We start from the raw sequence: 15,708 nt of genomic DNA, 5'->3' as shown, positions 1-15,708 counted from the left end.
TTCAATGAAGTGCGGGCGGCAACCCTGTCGCCGCCCGGTTCTGCTGCCGCCAGTCCCTACTTGACCGCCGAATCGAACAGATGCGCCTTGATCTTCTCGACATCGAGCGCGGCAAAGCCTTCCGACAGCTTGACGCCGTCGGCATCGGCCTTGACCTTGGCCTTGTCGAAGTCGTTGGCCGCCGGGATCAGGTCGTTGGTGCAGACATCCTCGGCCTTCACCGGATTGGTGATCTGGCCGATCTTGTGGATCTCGTCGAAGAAGCCCTGCCAGCTCGCCATGTCGTGCGAGCCCCAGCCGCCGCGCTTGTCCATGTCGCCACGGAAGACGTTGATCTGCTGCAGGATCGACGTGGTGCCAAGCTCCGGCCCTAGATTCTTGGCCAGCGTCGGGAACTGCTCGAACACCGCCTCGACCGCAGCGCGCGGGTTCTGGTAGCCGAATTCGAGGCCCATCGCCCAGCCGCGCAGGTACTTTTCCAGGAACGCCTTCTTGTCGGCATCCTCGAGATCGGCGCTCCGCACGACGAAGGTGTTGGCCGGCAGCTTGGAATGCTCGACGCCGAGCCAGTATTCGAAGTCGAGGCCCTTGGCGATCCATTCGGCGCGCAGTCCTTCCCATGAAAGGGCCGCGTCACCCTGGCCGCCGGCAAGGGCAGTGCCCCAGGTCGGCCAGCCGGCCTCGACATATTTGACCTTCTTGATGTCCACGCCTTGCGCGGCCAGCAGCGGATCGGTGATCGACTGCCAGGCGGCGGAGCCGAGCAGTATGGTCTTGCCTTCCAGCTTCTTGAGGTCGTTCGATCCCTCGCCCTTGCGGAAGGCGATGCTGAACGTGTCGCGCGCGCCCATATGGAACACCGACTTCAGCTTCATACCGTTCTGGATGGCGAAGGAGAACACGCCGGGCGAGGGGAAGCCCATATCCGCCTGGCCGACATCGACGAACTTCACCGTCGCCGTACCGTCCGAAGGTCCCGGCTGCATGTCGGTGTCGAGCCCGTCGAAATAGCCGGCCTTCTTCGCCGCCCAGTAGGGATAGTCGTCGAGCACCTCGAGCGTGCCGCGCGGCGAGATCCAGGTGAACTTGCCGTAGGCCTCGGCCCTGGCCTTGAGGCCGGTGGCGCCAAGCGCCGTTGCCGTCACCAGGCCGGCGCCGGTGACCTGCAGGAAATAGCGGCGGGAGATCCCCGCCTGGCGGATCGAATTGTCTTTGGTCATCGCTTTCCCCTTTTGTTTGACGTCAGTTTCTTGTCGCCCGCCTCCCGGGCGCCGTCGATACCCTCTGCTATGCCTCCCAGCTCGCCCATTTCTTGCCGATGAGGAAGAACAGCACGTAGATCAGGATGCCGAGCGTCGACAGGATCAGCACCACGGCGAAGAACTGCGGCATCTGGATCATCGACGAATAGGTGGTGAGCCGGTTGCCGAGACCGAAGCCGCCGCCGACCATCTCGGCGCCGACGGCGGTGAGCAGGCCGAAGATGGCGCCGATCATCAGCCCGACCAGGATCATCGGCAGCGCCATCGGCGCGCGGATCTTCCAGAATATCTGCAAGGTGCTGGCGCCGTAGGAGCGGGCGAGCGCGATCTTGGCACTGTCGACGCGGCGAAAGCCGGTGGCGGCGTTGATCATCACCATCGGCCCGGCCGCCAGCGCCACCGCGATGATGCGCGGCGTGTAGCCGAAGCCGAAGCGCAGGATGAGCAGCGGCACCAGCGCCAGCATCGGCGTGGTGACCAGCAGCAGGATGTATGGCGCGACGATCTTTTCCGCGAAGGGGAACTGGGTGATGACGGCGGCCAGCACCAGGCCGACGACGGCGCCGATGGCAAAGCCGGACAAGAGCTCGACCAGCGTATAGCCGAGATGCGGCGCGATCAGCGGGAACTCGTCGAACAGCGCGTAGGCGATCGAGCTTGGCGGCGGCATGATGTAGAGCGGCACGTGGAACAGCCGCAGCGCCAGCTCGATGCCGCCGATGATGATCACCGCAACGGCGATGATGGCCGCCACTTCCTTGCCCGACTTGATGCCGGGTCCGCTGGCGAAGGCCGACAGATTGGTCAGGCTGACATCCTTGCCGTCGCCCGGCTTGGATTTGGAGAATTCGGGGATCGCGTCGCTCACGGCCTGATCCTCACGATCTCGGCGCTGGTGCGCTCCTGTTCCGGTGCCTTCGGCCTGGCGCGCTCGCCGACAATGTCCATCTTGATCCGGTTGGTGAGGTCGAAGACTTCCTTGGTCGCCATGATCTCCAGCGAGCGCGGCCGCGCGAACGGCACGCGATATTCCTTCGCGACCCGGCCCGGCCGGGCGCTGAGCACCACCACACGGTCGGAGAGAAAGATCGCCTCCTCGATGCTGTGGGTTATGAAGACGATGGTGGTCTTGGTGTCGAGCCAGATCTCCTCGACCAGCCGGTTCATCTCCTCGCGGGTAAAGCTGTCGAGGGCGCCGAACGGCTCGTCCATCAACAGCACCGAGGGCTTCAGCGCCAGCGCCCGCACGATCGCCGCGCGCTGCTGCATGCCGCCCGAAAGCTCGCGCGGGAACTTGCCGCCAAAGCCGTCCAGGCCGACCCGGTTCAGGAGATGCGCGATCCAGGCACGGTCCGGCTTCTCGCCCTTGATCTCGAAGGGGAAGCGGATGTTGGCGTCGAGATTGCGCCAGGGCAAGAGGTTGGCTTCCTGGAAGACGATGCCGATATCGGGATGCGGGCCGGTGATCGCCTTGCCGTCGAGCCGGATCTCGCCGCTGGTCAGGCCGTGCAGGCCCGACATCGACCACAAAAGCGTGGTCTTGCCGCAACCGGACGGGCCGACGATCGAGACGATTTCATTGGCTCGGATGTCCAGGCTGCAGCGGTCCAGCGCCAGCAGGTCGCCGGATGCCGTGTGATAGATCTTGGTCGCTGCCTGCACGCCAAGTTTCGGCGTTGTTGTCTCGCCCGCGTTCATCCGCCCCTCGGAGATTGCGCGATGATCCAATGGTCATCGGACTGCCAAAAATCAGTTTGTAACTATCCTACTTTGCTGTCAAGCGCTCGCGGTGATACCTGTATCGCCAAAACTCCTGTCCATCTGCAGTACTTTGTTTTTGAACGGTTTTCTTCGTCTTGAAATGCGTGTTGCTTTCCTACATACTCGGCGAAATGGATGCAAACATGCCTTGCGGCACGCAACGGTTGCAGCGTGGCCGGGCGCATGGAACGACAGCGTGCAAACATGTTAAGAGGTCAGGTCGAAAAGGGCAGGGAAGACCGACTTCATGACCGAAGCTGACAACAGGGAAGACAGCGCCTTGAGCACCGATCCGGAGGATCTCGAGCCTGTCCGGCGTATTCCCGACATCATCTCGCTGGTCAAGGATTCCTACGCCGAGCTGCGCCCGGCCGAACGCCGCGTCGCCGATGTCGTGCTCGACGATGTCAAATACGCCGTCGACGCTTCCAATGCGGCGATTGCCGAACGCGCCGGGGTGAGCGAACCGACGGTGACCCGCTTCTGCCGCGCCATCGGCTGCGAGGGGGTGCGCGATTTCAAGCTGAAGCTGGCGCAGAGCCTCGTCGTCGGCGCGCTGTACCTGGCCAAGTCGCCGACCGTCAGCAACGACAATGGCATGCCGTTCTGGAACGCCGTCTTCGGCGAGGCGCGCCGGGCGCTGCAGGAGGCCGAACGGCAGCTCGACCCGGGTGAGCTGCAGAAGGCCGCCGAGCTGATCGCCAAGGCGCGGCAGGTCACTGTCTTCGGCCTTGGTGGCAGTTCCTCGGCGCTGGCGCAGGAGACCCAGTATCGGCTGTTTCGCTACGGCATCACGGTCAGCGCCCAGTGCGACCCCTATCTGATGCGGATGACCGCCTCGACGCTGAAGCCCGGCGACCTGGTGATCGCCATTTCGGCGACCGGGCGCACGCGCGAGGTGATCGAGGCCGTCGAACTCGCCAAGCATTACCGCGCCAACGCGATCGCCGTGACCGCGCCCGACACTGATCTGGCCCGCGCCTGCGACGTCAGGCTCACGGTGGCGGTGCCCGAATATCCCGACACGCTGAAGCCGACGGCCTCGCGCTTCGCCTTCCTGGCGGCGATCGACCTGCTGGCGGTGGCCTCGGCCTACAAGCTCGACGGGTCCGCACGCGAGACGGTGCGCCGCATCAAGTACAACGCCCAGATCCACCGCACCGGCAAGGAGATGGAGCCGCTCGGGGATTAGTTCATTGCAGGAAGAGGGGAAGACATGCTCGAAACAGCACCGACGAAACAGGCAGCCGCGTGGCTCGAATCCCTTGCGCAGGCGCTCGCGGCCGGCGACGTGGCAGCGGCGGCCAACCTGTTCGTCGACGATTGCTACTGGCGCGATCTTCTGACCTTCACCTGGAACGTCACGACCATGGAAGGCCGTGAGGCCATTGCCGACATGCTCGCGGCAACGCTGGCGACGACAAGACCCACCGCGTGGCGGGTCACCGGCGAAGCGACTTCGGACGAAGGCACGATCGAAGCCTGGTTCACATTCGAGACCGCGGTGGCTTCCGGCCAAGGCATCATGCGCCTGCGCAACGGCCGCTGCCGTACGCTGTTCACGGCGATGACCGACCTCAAGGGATTCGAGGAACGCAAGGGCGCAGAGCGGCCGCTCGGCGTGCGCCACAAGGCCGACCCCGAACGCGAGACCTGGTCGGAGGCGAGGGCGCGCGAGACGCGCGAGCTCGGCGCCTCCGAGCAACCCTACTGCCTGGTCATCGGCGGCGGCCAGGGCGGCATCATGCTGGGCGCACGGCTGAGGCAGCTCGGCGTGCCCACCATCGTCATCGAGAAGAACGCCAGGCCCGGCGATTCGTGGCGCAACCGCTACCGCACGCTCGTGCTGCACGATCCCGTCTGGTACGACCATCTGCCCTATATTCCGTTCCCGGAAAACTGGCCCGTCTTCACACCCAAGGACAAGATGGGCGACTGGCTGGAAATGTACACGCGCGTCATGGAGCTCAACTACTGGGTCGCCACGAAATGCCTCGGCGCTTCCTATGACGAGGCAAAGAAGGAGTGGACCGTGGTCGTCGACCGCGTCGGCCGGCAGATCACGCTGAAGCCGAAACACATCGTCTTCGCCACCGGCGCCTATGGCCCGCCACGAAAGATCGACCTGGCCGGCGCCGATGAGTTCAAGGGCGAGCTGCTGCATTCCAGCCAGTATGCCAGCGGCGACAAGTTCCGCGGCAGACGTGTTGCGGTCATCGGCGCGGCAAGTTCGGGACATGATGTCTGCGTCGACCTCTGGGAAAGCGGCGCCGACGTCACCATGATCCAGCGCTCGCCGACCACCGTGGTCAAGTCGGATACGCTGATGGAGGTCGGCTTCGAGATCTTTTCGGAGAACGCGCTGGCGCGCGGCATCACCACCGAAAAGGCCGACATGATCGTCGCCTCGACGCCATTTGCCCTGGTGCCGAAGGGCCAGCGCGCGCTCTACGATGTCATCCGGGCGCGCGACGCCGCCTTCTATGACCGCTTGCGCGCCTCGGGCTTCGCCATCGATTTCGGCGACGACGAGACCGGCCTGCTGATGAAGGCCTACCGCACCGGCTCGGGCTATTACATCGATGTCGGCGCCTCGGACCTGATCATCGACGGCAAGATCGGCATCCGCAGCGGTATCGCCATCAAGTCGCTGACCAAACACGGCATTCTGTTCGAGGACGGCAGCGAACTCGAGGCCGACGCCATCATCGCCTGCACCGGCTACCAGTCGATGAACGAGAATGTGGCCGCGCTCGTCTCGCGCGAGGTCGCCGACAAGGTCGGGCCCTGCTGGGGTCTCGGCTCCGGCGTCAAGGGCGACCCCGGCCCCTGGCAGGGCGAGCTGCGCAACATGTGGAAGCCGACGGCGCAGGAAGCGCTGTGGTTCCACGGCGGCAACCTGGCGCTGTCGCGTTTCTACTCCAAATATGTGGCGCTGCAGATCAAGGCGCGTATGGAGGGGATCGCGACGCCGGTTTACGGGAAGCCGAGCAATTCCGGGCAGTGAGGCTGCCCGATCTCCTCCTCGTTGGGAGGAGCGATCGCCGAGCGGATGGGAGCGGCCTCTCAGAAGGGAGGATTTCCGCTATAGTGCCCGGCAACCCGGGGGAGGAACCGATGGGGCTGCTGAGAGGACTTCGCATAAAACTGGGATTGAAGAAGGACCCGTTGCCTCCGCTGCCTGGCGTCGAGATCGGTCGCCATACCTACGGTCTCAGCAAGAAATCGTTCTTCGTTCCGCGAGAAGACGTGCCGGTGCGCATAGGATCGTTCTGTTCGATTGGCCCGGATGTTCTCTTTATCTGCGCGGCCGAGCACCGCGTGGACACCGCGACCACCTTTCCGATCCAGTCTGTGAACGGCAAGATCCGCAACGGCGATGGAACCGTGGGCAAGGGGCCGATCACGGTCGGCCATGACGTGTGGATCGGCGCTCGCTGTATCGTCCTGAGCGGCGTCACGATCGGCAATGGAGCGGTTCTCGGTGCCGGCAGCATCGTCACCCGGGACATTCCGCCCTATGCAATCGCGGTCGGAAATCCGGCTCGCACCATGCGGTACCGGTTCGCACCCGATATCATCCTACGCCTGCAGTCGCTGGAGTGGTGGAACTGGAGCGACGACCTCATCCGTGAGCGGATCGAGCTTTTGACCGCGACAGGCATCGAGCGTTTCCTGAGCGTCGTGGGGGCGGCGTAACCACGCCGCGCGATCTCATTCGTGCCGATGCCCGAAATGCCGGGCGGCGACCTCGACATGCGTGTGGTTGGCATGCGGCTCGAAACGCTCGGTTTCGCTGGCATCGTTCGCCGCCTCGTTCGGCCACCAGGTGCCGCCGATGACGATGCCTTCCGAGACCAGCCGCTGATCGGCGACCAGCGAAGCGCCGACCGCGTCGACGAAGGTGAAGCGGCCTGGCCGCTGGCGGAGGACAGCGACGTCGCCGACGGTGCCGACCGCCAGCGTGCCGAGATCCGGCCGTGCGATCGCCCGCGCCGGCCCTTGCGTCGCGGCCCGCAGGACCTCGACCAGCGGCATGCCGAGCGCCAGGAGTTTCGACATGCAGACCAGTATGTCGAAGGCCGGCCCGTCGACGCAGTAAAGGTGCACGTCGCTCGAGATGACATCGGGCGCCAGCCCCTCGGCGAGCATGGCGCGGGCAACCTCGAAGTCGAACGAACCCATGCCGTGGCCGAGATCGAAGATCACGCCACGCTCCCGCGCCAGCCGCATGTCGGGCCGCACCGCGCCGGAGGCGAAGACCGGCGCGTTGGGGAACGGCCGGAAGCAATGGGTGAGGATATCGCCCCGCCGCAGGCGCGGCAGCACTTCCGAGCGGCCGGGCGGCGGCTCGTCTATATGCGCCATCAGCGGCAGGCCCGCCTTGTCGGCGGCCTCCAGGGCGAGATCGACAGGCGCGATGCCGCTGGTGCCGCCGGCATGCTTGCCGGAGCGGACTTTCACGCCGACGACCACGTCGGCGTGCTCGCGCGCGGCGGCAACCACCTCGCGCGGTTCGCATAGCCTGAGATCGCTGCACTCGCCGACCGACACGGTCTGCGAGAAACCGAAGATGCCGGCAAAGGAAATGTTGACATAGGCCAGGATGCGCACCCTGGAGCGCTCCATGACATGGCGGCGGAAGCCGAGAAAGTTGCCGGCGCCCGCACTGCCGGCATCGATGAAGGTGGTGGTGCCGCTCTTGGCCGCCAGCCGGTCGGCATCGACGCCAAGCGAAGTGCCGCCCCAATAGACGTGGCTGTGCAGGTCGACGAGGCCGGGCGTGACGATGCAGCCGGTCGCGTCGACGACCTGCGCGGCGCGATCCGCCGGGATGTCGGGGTCGATCGCCGCGACCCGGCCATTGGCGATGGCGACATCGCGCGGCGCGTCGAGCCCGGATGCCGGATCGATCAGCCGGCCACCCCTGAGCAGGAGGTCGAATTGCATGGGAAGACCCTCCGCTACGTGGCGTCCTTTATCAGGCCGGCCGGTAGGCGACCGCCTCGACTTCGATCTTGATGTCGATCATCAGCCGCGATTCCACCGTGGTGCGCGCTGGCGGATTCTTCGGGAAGTGCCGGGCATAGACCGCGTTGAAGGCGCCGAAATCGCGCGCGTCTTCCAGCCACACGGTGGTCTTCACCACGTCGTCCAGGGTGCAGCCGGCCAATGCCAGCGCTGCCTTCACATTGGCAAGCACCTGCTCGGTCTGCTCGGTAATGCCGCCCTTGACCACGATGCCGTCACCGCCGACCGGGACCTGGCCGGAGACATAGACGAAATCGCCGGCCCGCACGGCGGGCGACAGCGGCACATGGGATGTTCCAAAAGTCTGCTTGGGCAAGGGACGGCCTCCTCTGATCACGCGGCAGGGCACAAGGGCGGCACCCGCTTCGGCGCAGATTTACCGCGATCGGGCCGGTCCCGATAGGGTCCTTGTTGGAAAGCAACATTCTTCGAAATCCGTGTTGCTTTATTACAAGAGCGCTTGCATCGTGCGCGCTTGCCGGACGGCCTCGCGGCCGGTACGGACAGGTGCCTATGCGAGACCGGAGAAACCGCGGATGACTTTCGACAAGAACCCGTTCCCACCAGGCGACGCCGACCGCCACGCGCTGTGGGAAATGCTGGTGCGGCGCGACATCGACGCCTTCATCGGCCAGGACTGGTCCATGGTCGAGAATGACTTCGTCGCCGAAAGCTTCTTCGGCATGCATGCGCATTTCCTCGCCAACGCCGATGCCTGGCGGCTGCAGTTCCCGAGGCTGGAAATCTATCGCGACGAGTGGCTGCGCCAGGCCCGGGAGACGGCCGCGACCAAATTCGCCGAGCCGCTGCGCGAGGCGCTGTTTCGCGTCACCAATCTGCGCGACATCGATGTCGACGGCGACCGCGCCGTGCTGCACAAGAAATTCGATGGCTCCGTTGCCAAGGCGGATGGCAGCGTCGACCGGCTGAAATGGCAGACGCTGTACTTCTGCAGGAAGGTCGACGGAACCTGGAAGATCGCCGGCTTCGTCGGCTACATGCCTTATCCGCTGGGAGCCTAGACCCGGGGCGGATGAGCCGAACGCTATCGCCCAACCAGCACAGCGGCGCGGTAGGCCGGATTGCCGTACCAGGCCATCCGCTCAAGCTCCGCCGCGATGACCGGAAGGTCGACAACGTCCATCTTCCGTTCGAGCCGGTCAGGCTCGATCCAGGGATCGTTGAGGAAGTAGATGCCGTCGCCATGGCCATGGACGAGCACCCAGTGCGGGCAGGTGTAGCCCATCATCGGCGCCTGATCGATCAGCACCAGCGCCAACAGGCCGCGATCGAGCGCCTGCCCGATTTCCTCGATGACAAAGGCGCGCGTCTCGATCGGCAATGACGCGGCTTCGGCGTCGCGTTTGAAACCGGCCTGCACGAAGCGCATCAGCCCGCGCCTCTCCTCCGAGGCGGCACGGTCGAGGAAGATCGGCCCGGCGCTGCTCATGAACATTTCGACCTGCAACCCGCGCCGGTGCGCCGCCAGCGCCAGACCGTAGGGGTCGCAGCCGCCCGGGCCGCTCGGGCCGATGATGGTGGTGGCCTCGCGCCACAGCTCGACCTCCAGCGCCCGATCCGGCAACAAGGCCGGGTCGAGGCCAGCCATGGCCATGGCGAGCGCCGACGGTCCGCAGGTGAAGCCCGCCGTCTGCGGCCAGGACGGCGGTATACCCTCCGGCCGGCGCGTCGGCCCGGCGCCGATCCAGCGTTGCAGGAACCCGTCCTGGCGTTCCCATTGGCCGCCGATTCGCAGCGCCATATCCTCGTCGGCGCGCAGGCATCGCAGATCTTGCACAAGCGCCTCCGCCTCCAGCGCCTCCAGCAGGCACGGGCCGTCACCCGCGATGAAGCTGGCGGCGGACCAGTAGAGGGCAATGCGCATCATCGCCGCCGACGGCCGCCGCTGGCCGACCATGATCGCCTCCGGGCGGCCTTCCCTGTATCGCGCCACGCCGGTGACGCCGGCAATCTCCCGCAGGCCGGCCAGACGATCGCCGATCTCCGCCGGCATGGCCGCCGTGAGGTCCGCCCAGACGGATGCGTCAGCGGCTGTGAAGACTGTCACGCTGGCCCTGCTGGTCGGCAGCGAAGCTGGCATGGGGTCATCTCCGTTTGAAAATTGCAGTGTCATGATTTTAGCGGCAGCAGGCCTTCCTGTCGCAGCTGTTCCGTCACCACCTCCGTCGCTTCGCGCAGGATGGCGACCAATTCGTCGATGTAGGCCCTGGTGATGATGAGCGGCGGCGACATGATCACCATCGAACCCATCGGCCGCACCATGAGCCCGCGCGGCATGGTCTCGCGGATGATGCGCTGGGCGATCTGCCAGGCCTGCGGCGGCACGGTCCTGGCGTTCTTGTCGCTGACATATTCCACGCAGGCCATCAGGTGGCTGCCGCGCACGTCGCCGACGATCGGCGAGTCCATCAGCGGCTTCAGCGCGGCCTGGAAATAGGGGCCGACCTCGCGAACATGGGCGCAAATCCCCTCGCGCTCCATGATCTCCAGATTCTTCAGGCCGGCGGCGCAGGCGACCGGATGCGAGGAATAGGTGAAGCCGTTGGCGAAGATCCTGCCTTCGGTCGTTTCCGCGATCTGCCGGTAGAGGCGGTCGGACACCATCACCGCGCCCAGCGGCACATAGCCCGACGTCAGCCCCTTGGCGCAGGTGATCATGTCGGGCACGATGCCATAGACCGGTTCCGAGGCAAAGATCGCGCCGTTGCGGCCGAAACCGGTGACGACCTCATCCGAGATGTAGAGCACGTCATGGCGCCGGCAGACCTCCAGCGTGCGGCTGTGATACCCCGCAGGCGGCACGATGACGCCGCCCGAGGCCAGGATCGGCTCGGCAATGAAGCAGGCGACGTTCTCGGAGCCAAGCTCCAGGATCTTGTCCTCGAGCTCCTGCACCTTCTGATCGAGGAATGCCTCGGCCGACACGCCTTCCGGGCGCCGGTAGGGATTGGGCGCCGAGATATGGTGGATTGTGCCCTCGACAAGGTCGATCAGCCCCCGGTCGGACGGCTTGCCCGACAGCGAGGCGCTGAGATGCGTCGAGCCGTGATAGGCGAGATCGCGCGTGATGATGTGACGCTTGCCGGGCCGTCCGGTGACGTTGAAATAGAAGCTCGCCAGCCGCATCGCGGTATCGACCGCGGTCGAGCCGCCGGTGGTGAAGAAGACGCGGGTCAGGTCGCCGGGCGCGTAGGAGGCTAGCTTTGCCGCCAGCTCGATCGACGGCGTGTTGGAGAGGAAGCCGAACGGCGAATAATAGCAGAGCTTCTCCGCCTGGGCGGCGATCGCCTGCGCCATCTCCTTGCGGCCATAGCCGATGTTGACGCACCACATGCCGCCGATGCCGTCGATCATCCGGTGGCCGTTGCTGTCGCGGACATGGACGCCATTGCCCTCCTCCAGGATCAGCACCGGCTGCTCGCGGAAATCGGTCCAGGGATGGATCAGGTGGCGCGCGTCGAGCGCTGCGCGTTGGTCGTTGGCGAGGTCCTGCGGCGGCATGGCACGGCTTCCTGTTTTCCTGGCAACCGTTCCTGCGTTTCCGGTTGCGGCTGGCCGATAATCTCGTAGACTGATTGATCAGTCAATGATGATTGTGCCAGTGGACCGTCGCATGAGGGGCAGCGCCAACGCTCCCGAAAGGGAGATGGAAGGCCCACCGCCTCCAGTGATCGCCTGCACGCACGGCCATCCACCAAGCATTGCTTCGCCGGCCGAAAACCGGATACGAAACCACTCCAGGGAGAACGTCGCCATTGAGCAAGCCCGACAAGAAAAGCCGCGATGCCGAAAAGGTCGCGCGCCGGCGGCAAAGCCTGACCCAGGCGGCGATCACCGTTATCGCGCGAAAAGGCCTGCCAGGCGTGACGCTGGCCGATGTCGCGCGCGAGGCCGGCTGCGGCTACGGCCTGGTCTCGTTCCACTTCGAGACCAAGGACCGCCTGCTTCTGGCCGCTCTCGACGCCCTGGTCGAGGAATACCGAGCGGCCTGGCATGCGCGCAGCGACGCCCATGACGATGCCGCGGCCAAGCTCGCGGCGCTGATCGATCTCGACCTCGGTTCCGATGTCACCGACGACAGGCACATCGCCGTGTGGACGGCGTTCTGGGCCGAAACCTCGCGCAACGCCGACTACCGGGCGCGGTTCAGCGAACTCAACAGGGCCTATCTGGCGCGGCTCGAACCGCTGATATCGGCCCTCGCCCAAAAGGAGCCGCCGGCCGCGGACTACCGGCTGGTCGCCGGCGGGCTGAGCGCCATTTTCGATGGGCTGTGGATCGAAAGCCAGGTTGGCGACGGGCAAGGCAAGACCGACTGGACGCGCGCCCGCGCCATCTGCTGGGCTTATCTCCGCGCCTTCTTCCCAAAAAGTTTCGGTACCGAAACGAGCCAACGGCCATGACCCTGCGCAAGCTGCTGCCCTCGCCCAATGCGATCTTCATGTTCGAGGCAGCCGCGCGCCATCTCAACTTCACCAGCGCGGCGCGCGAGTTCAACGTCACCCAGTCGGCGATCAGCCGCATGATCGCGCGGCTGGAAAGCCATCTCGACGTCAAGCTGTTCGTGCGTGCGCCGACCGGCATCGACCTGACCGATGACGGCCGCTTGCTCTATGGCGCCGTCGGCAGCGGCTTCCAGCAGATCGAGATCGCGCTCGACGATATCAGGGCGCGCCAGGGCGAGGCCGGAACGGTGACGCTGTCGCTGTCATCGGCCTTCGCCATGCACTGGTTCATGCCGCGCTTCGACCGTTTCCAAGCCAGCTTTCCCGGCATCGATCTGCGCTTCCAGCTGGTGCGCGGCGAGCCGACCGGCCCGATCGAGGATGTCGATCTCGCCATCCGCTATAACCAGCCGCCCAATGCCGAACAACAGAGCTGGGCGCTGATGGAAGAGGTCGTGCTGCCGGTGTGCAGCCCGTCCTACCTGGCCGAGCACGGCAGCCTCGACGATTGCAGCGATCTCAGCCGGCACACGCTCGCTCATCTCTCCGGCGCGCTGCGCATTCCCTGGCAGCACTATCTCGCGCAGTTCGACTATCCACAGCCGGTGGGCAGCCGCAGCCTGACCTTCTCCGACTACACGCTGGTCGTCCAATCGGCGATCAAGGGTCGCGGCATGGCGCTCGGCTGGTGGCATGTCGTGGCCCACGAACTGTTGCAGAAGGGCCTGGTCAAGGGCGGCAGGCATGAGTTGCGCACCGGCGACCACTATTACCTGGTGGCAACGGCACGGCGCCCGCTGCGCAAGCCGGCCGTGCTGGTGCGCGACTGGCTGCTCAATGAAATGGCCGTGCTGAAACGGGAAATCCTCGCTGGCTGAACCGCCGATGGCCGCGTTTGCCCTTACCCCCATGACTGCAGGTCATCGCCTCGTGACTATTCGGAGCGTGCGCGAACGTTTCCCGGTTCTATAGTCGCCATCGGTCCGACAGCTCGCAAAACCAAAACCAGAGCGCCGGGACGAGATGGCTTTGGGAACGAGCCGTGGGAGGAAGAGATTTGGCTGGGATTCCTGCCGCCCTCGGTGGCATGACGAATGCAGGACATCGTCTCGATCCGCTGTTGCGGCCGGCGTCGATCGCCTTCGTCGGTGCGTCCGTGCGGCCCAACACGCCGGGCAATACCATGGTGCGCGCCGCGGCGATGGATGGCTACTCTGGCCGGCTCTACGCCATCAACCCGAAATACGACGTCGTGGAAGGCGTGCCGTGTTTTCCCGATCTGGCGAGCCTGCCGGAGAGGGTCGACCATGTCGTGCTCGGCGTCGCCAATGACTATCTCGAGGACAACCTGCTGGCGGCCGCCCGCCATGGCGCCAGGGCGGTCACCATCTTCGCCAGCTGCGACCTGACCGGGGCGGCCAATGACCCGCTCGCCGACCGGCTGACCGAAATCGCCCGCGAGGCCGGCATCGTCATTTGCGGCGGCAACGGCATGGGCTTCTGCAACCCCGGCATCGGCCTGCGCGTCTCCGGCTTTGCCTCCAGTCTCGCCATGAAGCCCGGCGGCGTGGCGCTGATCACGCAATCGGGCTCGGCCTTTTCCGCGCTCGCCTACAACGACCAGCGGCTGAAATTCCAGCTTTGCGTGTCCAGCGGCCGCGAACTGACGACGACGACATCAGACTATGTCGACTGGGCGCTCGACCAGCCCGACACGTCGGTCATCGGCCTGTTTCTCGAAACCGCGCGCCGGCCGGACGATTTTGCCCGCTGCCTGGAAAAGGCCGACCGGCTCGGCATTCCGGTCGTTGTCCTGAAGGTCGGGCGAACGGAATTGAGCGCCGGCTTCGCCGCCAGCCACAGCGGCGCGATTGCCGGCGACAATGCCGCCTACGAGGCGCTGTTCGACAAATGGGGCGTCTTCAGCGTCGAGACGCTGGACCAGCTCGCCGCCAATCTCGCTCTGTTTTCGGCCGGCCGGCCAGCCGCCAGCGGCGGCCTTGCCAGCCTGCACGATTCCGGCGGTGAACGCGAAATGGTCGCCGACCTCGCGGCAAAGGCCGGCGTGCCGTTCGCAGCCATCTCGGAGCGGACGAAGGAGGGGTTGCGTCTGCATCTCGACAGCGGCCTGCAGCCGGCGAACCCGCTCGATGTCTGGGGCTCGGGCCTCGACTTCGAGACGCATGTCGAGGCCTGCATGGACGCCATGCTCGCCGACCCCGACACCGCCATCGGCGTGCTGTTCCAGGACATACGCGACGGCTCCTACGTCGCCGAAGGCTTTACCCGCGCCGTGATCCGTTCTCACGCCAAGACCGGCAAGCCGGTTGCCGTGGTCAGCAACTACGCCACGGTGAACCACCGCGCACTCGCCTTGTCGACCACGGAGGCCGGCGTGCCGGTCATCGACGGCACCGATGAAGGCCTGCAGGCCATCCGCAATCTGCTGGCGTTTCGCGACCGGCGCGCGGCGACCCATACCCATCCCGATGCCGTGCCACGCGAGGTCCGCGAGCGCTGGCGCCGGCGCCTTGGCCAGGAGAAGCCGTTCGGCGAAAGCGAAGCGCTGGCGCTGCTGGCCGACTATGGCATCGCCACGCCGCGTGCGATCGCCGCCGCCACGCCGGAAGACGTTGTCGCCGCAGCGCGAAAGATCGGCTTTCCCATTGCCTTGAAGACCGCCGCCCCCGGCATCCAGCACAAATCCGATGTCGGCGGCGTCCGCCTCGGCCTGGCCGATGAACCGGCGCTGACGGTCGCCTATGCCGACATGGCGGCGCGGCTCGGTCCGCAGGTGCTGGTTGCCGAAATGGCGCCCAAGGGCGTCGAGATCGCATTCGGCCTGATCCGCGACCAACAGTTCGGGCCCTATCTGATCATTGCCTCCGGCGGCATCTGGATCGAAGTGCTCAGGGACCGCGCGGTCGCCTTGCCGCCGCTCAGCCTCGAACAGGCGCAAGCCCTGGTCGGCAGGCTGAAGACAAGCCCGCTGCTCGACGGCGGGCGCGGCCGGCCGGCCGCCGACAGGGCAGCGCTCCATGCCGCCCTGGCCCGTTTCTCGATGCTAGCCGCCGATCTCGGCGACCTCATCGACGAGATGGACGTCAACCCACTCCTGGTTTCCGACCATGGCTGCATGGCCGTCGACGCGCTCCTGCTCGGCCGCAACGCCGGGCGCCCGACCTGAT

At 65.7% G+C, this 15,708-nt stretch carries 14 protein-coding genes; 7 read left to right on the top strand and 7 right to left on the bottom strand.

Annotated features, from left to right (window positions below):
- Window positions 1-56: 56 nt before the first annotated feature.
- The 3 genes from EB230_RS04955 to EB230_RS04945 all read right to left on the bottom strand — a co-directional run bounded on the left by EB230_RS04955 (window position 57) and on the right by EB230_RS04945 (window position 2,960).
- Window positions 57-1,220: an ABC transporter substrate-binding protein gene (locus EB230_RS04955; protein WP_056574356.1), complete on the bottom strand. Its 1,164-nt coding sequence runs from the start codon at window positions 1,218-1,220 to the stop codon at window positions 57-59.
- Between the two features lie 67 nt (window positions 1,221-1,287).
- Window positions 1,288-2,130 (bottom strand): ABC transporter permease, encoded by an 843-nt coding sequence (locus tag EB230_RS04950; RefSeq protein WP_056574354.1) that lies wholly within the window; start codon window positions 2,128-2,130, stop codon window positions 1,288-1,290.
- Entirely contained in the window at window positions 2,127-2,960 is an 834-nt protein-coding gene (locus EB230_RS04945) for an ABC transporter ATP-binding protein (RefSeq protein ID WP_056574351.1), read from the bottom strand. The genes EB230_RS04950 and EB230_RS04945 overlap by 4 nt, the downstream gene beginning before the upstream one ends.
- Before the next feature lie 310 nt (window positions 2,961-3,270).
- Here EB230_RS04945 and EB230_RS04940 point away from each other — a divergent pair, with 310 nt between their 5' ends.
- From EB230_RS04940 to EB230_RS04930, 3 genes are all read left to right on the top strand, one after another.
- Window positions 3,271-4,215 (top strand): MurR/RpiR family transcriptional regulator, encoded by a 945-nt coding sequence (locus EB230_RS04940; RefSeq protein WP_056574348.1) that lies wholly within the window; start codon window positions 3,271-3,273, stop codon window positions 4,213-4,215.
- A gap of 24 nt (window positions 4,216-4,239) precedes the next feature.
- The gene (locus tag EB230_RS04935) at window positions 4,240-6,030 is read left to right on the top strand and encodes an NAD(P)/FAD-dependent oxidoreductase (protein WP_056574346.1); all 1,791 of its coding nucleotides are present in this window, start codon (window positions 4,240-4,242) and stop codon (window positions 6,028-6,030) included.
- Between the two features lie 83 nt (window positions 6,031-6,113).
- Window positions 6,114-6,722, top strand: a complete 609-nt coding sequence (locus EB230_RS04930; RefSeq protein WP_155772493.1) for a CatB-related O-acetyltransferase — start codon at window positions 6,114-6,116, stop codon at window positions 6,720-6,722.
- Window positions 6,723-6,737: 15 nt separating this feature from the next.
- Here the strand turns inward: EB230_RS04930 and EB230_RS04925 are convergent, their stop codons facing one another.
- The gene (locus tag EB230_RS04925; RefSeq protein WP_056574340.1) at window positions 6,738-7,973 is read right to left on the bottom strand and encodes an amidohydrolase/deacetylase family metallohydrolase; all 1,236 of its coding nucleotides are present in this window, start codon (window positions 7,971-7,973) and stop codon (window positions 6,738-6,740) included.
- A 31-nt stretch (window positions 7,974-8,004) separates the two neighbouring features.
- Entirely contained in the window at window positions 8,005-8,370 is a 366-nt protein-coding gene (locus EB230_RS04920; protein ID WP_056574337.1) for a RidA family protein, read from the bottom strand.
- A gap of 220 nt (window positions 8,371-8,590) precedes the next feature.
- Here EB230_RS04920 and EB230_RS04915 point away from each other — a divergent pair, with 220 nt between their 5' ends.
- A complete protein-coding gene (locus tag EB230_RS04915) occupies window positions 8,591-9,076 on the top strand; it encodes a hypothetical protein (protein ID WP_056574333.1) in 486 nt (161 codons plus the stop codon).
- Window positions 9,077-9,099: 23 nt separating this feature from the next.
- Here the strand turns inward: EB230_RS04915 and EB230_RS04910 are convergent, their stop codons facing one another.
- Window positions 9,100-10,155, bottom strand: coding sequence for a peptidase C39 family protein (locus tag EB230_RS04910; protein ID WP_155772492.1), 1,056 nt, complete (start codon window positions 10,153-10,155; stop codon window positions 9,100-9,102).
- Window positions 10,156-10,184: 29 nt separating this feature from the next.
- On the bottom strand, window positions 10,185-11,576 hold the full coding sequence (locus tag EB230_RS04905) for an aminotransferase (protein WP_172371648.1): 1,392 nt from the start codon (window positions 11,574-11,576) through the stop codon (window positions 10,185-10,187).
- A gap of 254 nt (window positions 11,577-11,830) precedes the next feature.
- Here EB230_RS04905 and EB230_RS04900 point away from each other — a divergent pair, with 254 nt between their 5' ends.
- From EB230_RS04900 to EB230_RS04890, 3 genes are all read left to right on the top strand, one after another.
- Window positions 11,831-12,478, top strand: coding sequence for a TetR family transcriptional regulator C-terminal domain-containing protein (locus tag EB230_RS04900; RefSeq protein ID WP_056574323.1), 648 nt, complete (start codon window positions 11,831-11,833; stop codon window positions 12,476-12,478).
- On the top strand, window positions 12,475-13,398 hold the full coding sequence (locus EB230_RS04895; protein ID WP_172371646.1) for a LysR substrate-binding domain-containing protein: 924 nt from the start codon (window positions 12,475-12,477) through the stop codon (window positions 13,396-13,398). Before EB230_RS04900 ends, EB230_RS04895 begins: the two co-directional genes overlap by 4 nt.
- A 209-nt stretch (window positions 13,399-13,607) precedes the next feature.
- Window positions 13,608-15,707 carry an acetate--CoA ligase family protein gene (locus EB230_RS04890; protein ID WP_210261339.1) on the top strand — a complete coding sequence of 700 codons (2,100 nt, stop codon included), beginning with the start codon at window positions 13,608-13,610 and terminating at the stop codon, window positions 15,705-15,707.
- The last annotated feature ends 1 nt before the right edge of the window (window position 15,708 follow it).

Origin of the sequence: Mesorhizobium sp. NZP2234 (assembly GCF_013170765.1) — a bacterium.
Classification (GTDB): Bacteria; Pseudomonadota; Alphaproteobacteria; order Rhizobiales; family Rhizobiaceae; genus Mesorhizobium; species Mesorhizobium loti_D.
The sequence above is the reverse complement of the archived record's forward strand: the minus strand, read 5'-3'. Positions and strand labels throughout refer to the sequence as shown.

Bases quoted from the DNA above. Each gene is read 5' to 3' on its own strand.
- EB230_RS04905 (WP_172371648.1), bottom strand. From the start codon at position 11,576: ATGCCGCCGCAGGACCTCGCCAACGACCAACGCGCAGCGCTCGACGCG.
- EB230_RS04955 (WP_056574356.1), bottom strand. From the start codon at position 1,220: ATGACCAAAGACAATTCGATCCGCCAGGCGGGGATCTCCCGCCGCTAT.
- EB230_RS04895 (WP_172371646.1), top strand. From the start codon at position 12,475: ATGACCCTGCGCAAGCTGCTGCCCTCGCCCAATGCGATCTTCATGTTC.
- EB230_RS04915 (WP_056574333.1), top strand. From the start codon at position 8,591: ATGACTTTCGACAAGAACCCGTTCCCACCAGGCGACGCCGACCGCCAC.
- EB230_RS04890 (WP_210261339.1), top strand. From the start codon at position 13,608: ATGACGAATGCAGGACATCGTCTCGATCCGCTGTTGCGGCCGGCGTCG.
- EB230_RS04925 (WP_056574340.1), bottom strand. From the start codon at position 7,973: ATGCAATTCGACCTCCTGCTCAGGGGTGGCCGGCTGATCGATCCGGCA.
- EB230_RS04945 (WP_056574351.1), bottom strand. From the start codon at position 2,960: ATGAACGCGGGCGAGACAACAACGCCGAAACTTGGCGTGCAGGCAGCG.
- EB230_RS04910 (WP_155772492.1), bottom strand. From the start codon at position 10,155: ATGCCAGCTTCGCTGCCGACCAGCAGGGCCAGCGTGACAGTCTTCACA.
- EB230_RS04940 (WP_056574348.1), top strand. From the start codon at position 3,271: ATGACCGAAGCTGACAACAGGGAAGACAGCGCCTTGAGCACCGATCCG.
- EB230_RS04935 (WP_056574346.1), top strand. From the start codon at position 4,240: ATGCTCGAAACAGCACCGACGAAACAGGCAGCCGCGTGGCTCGAATCC.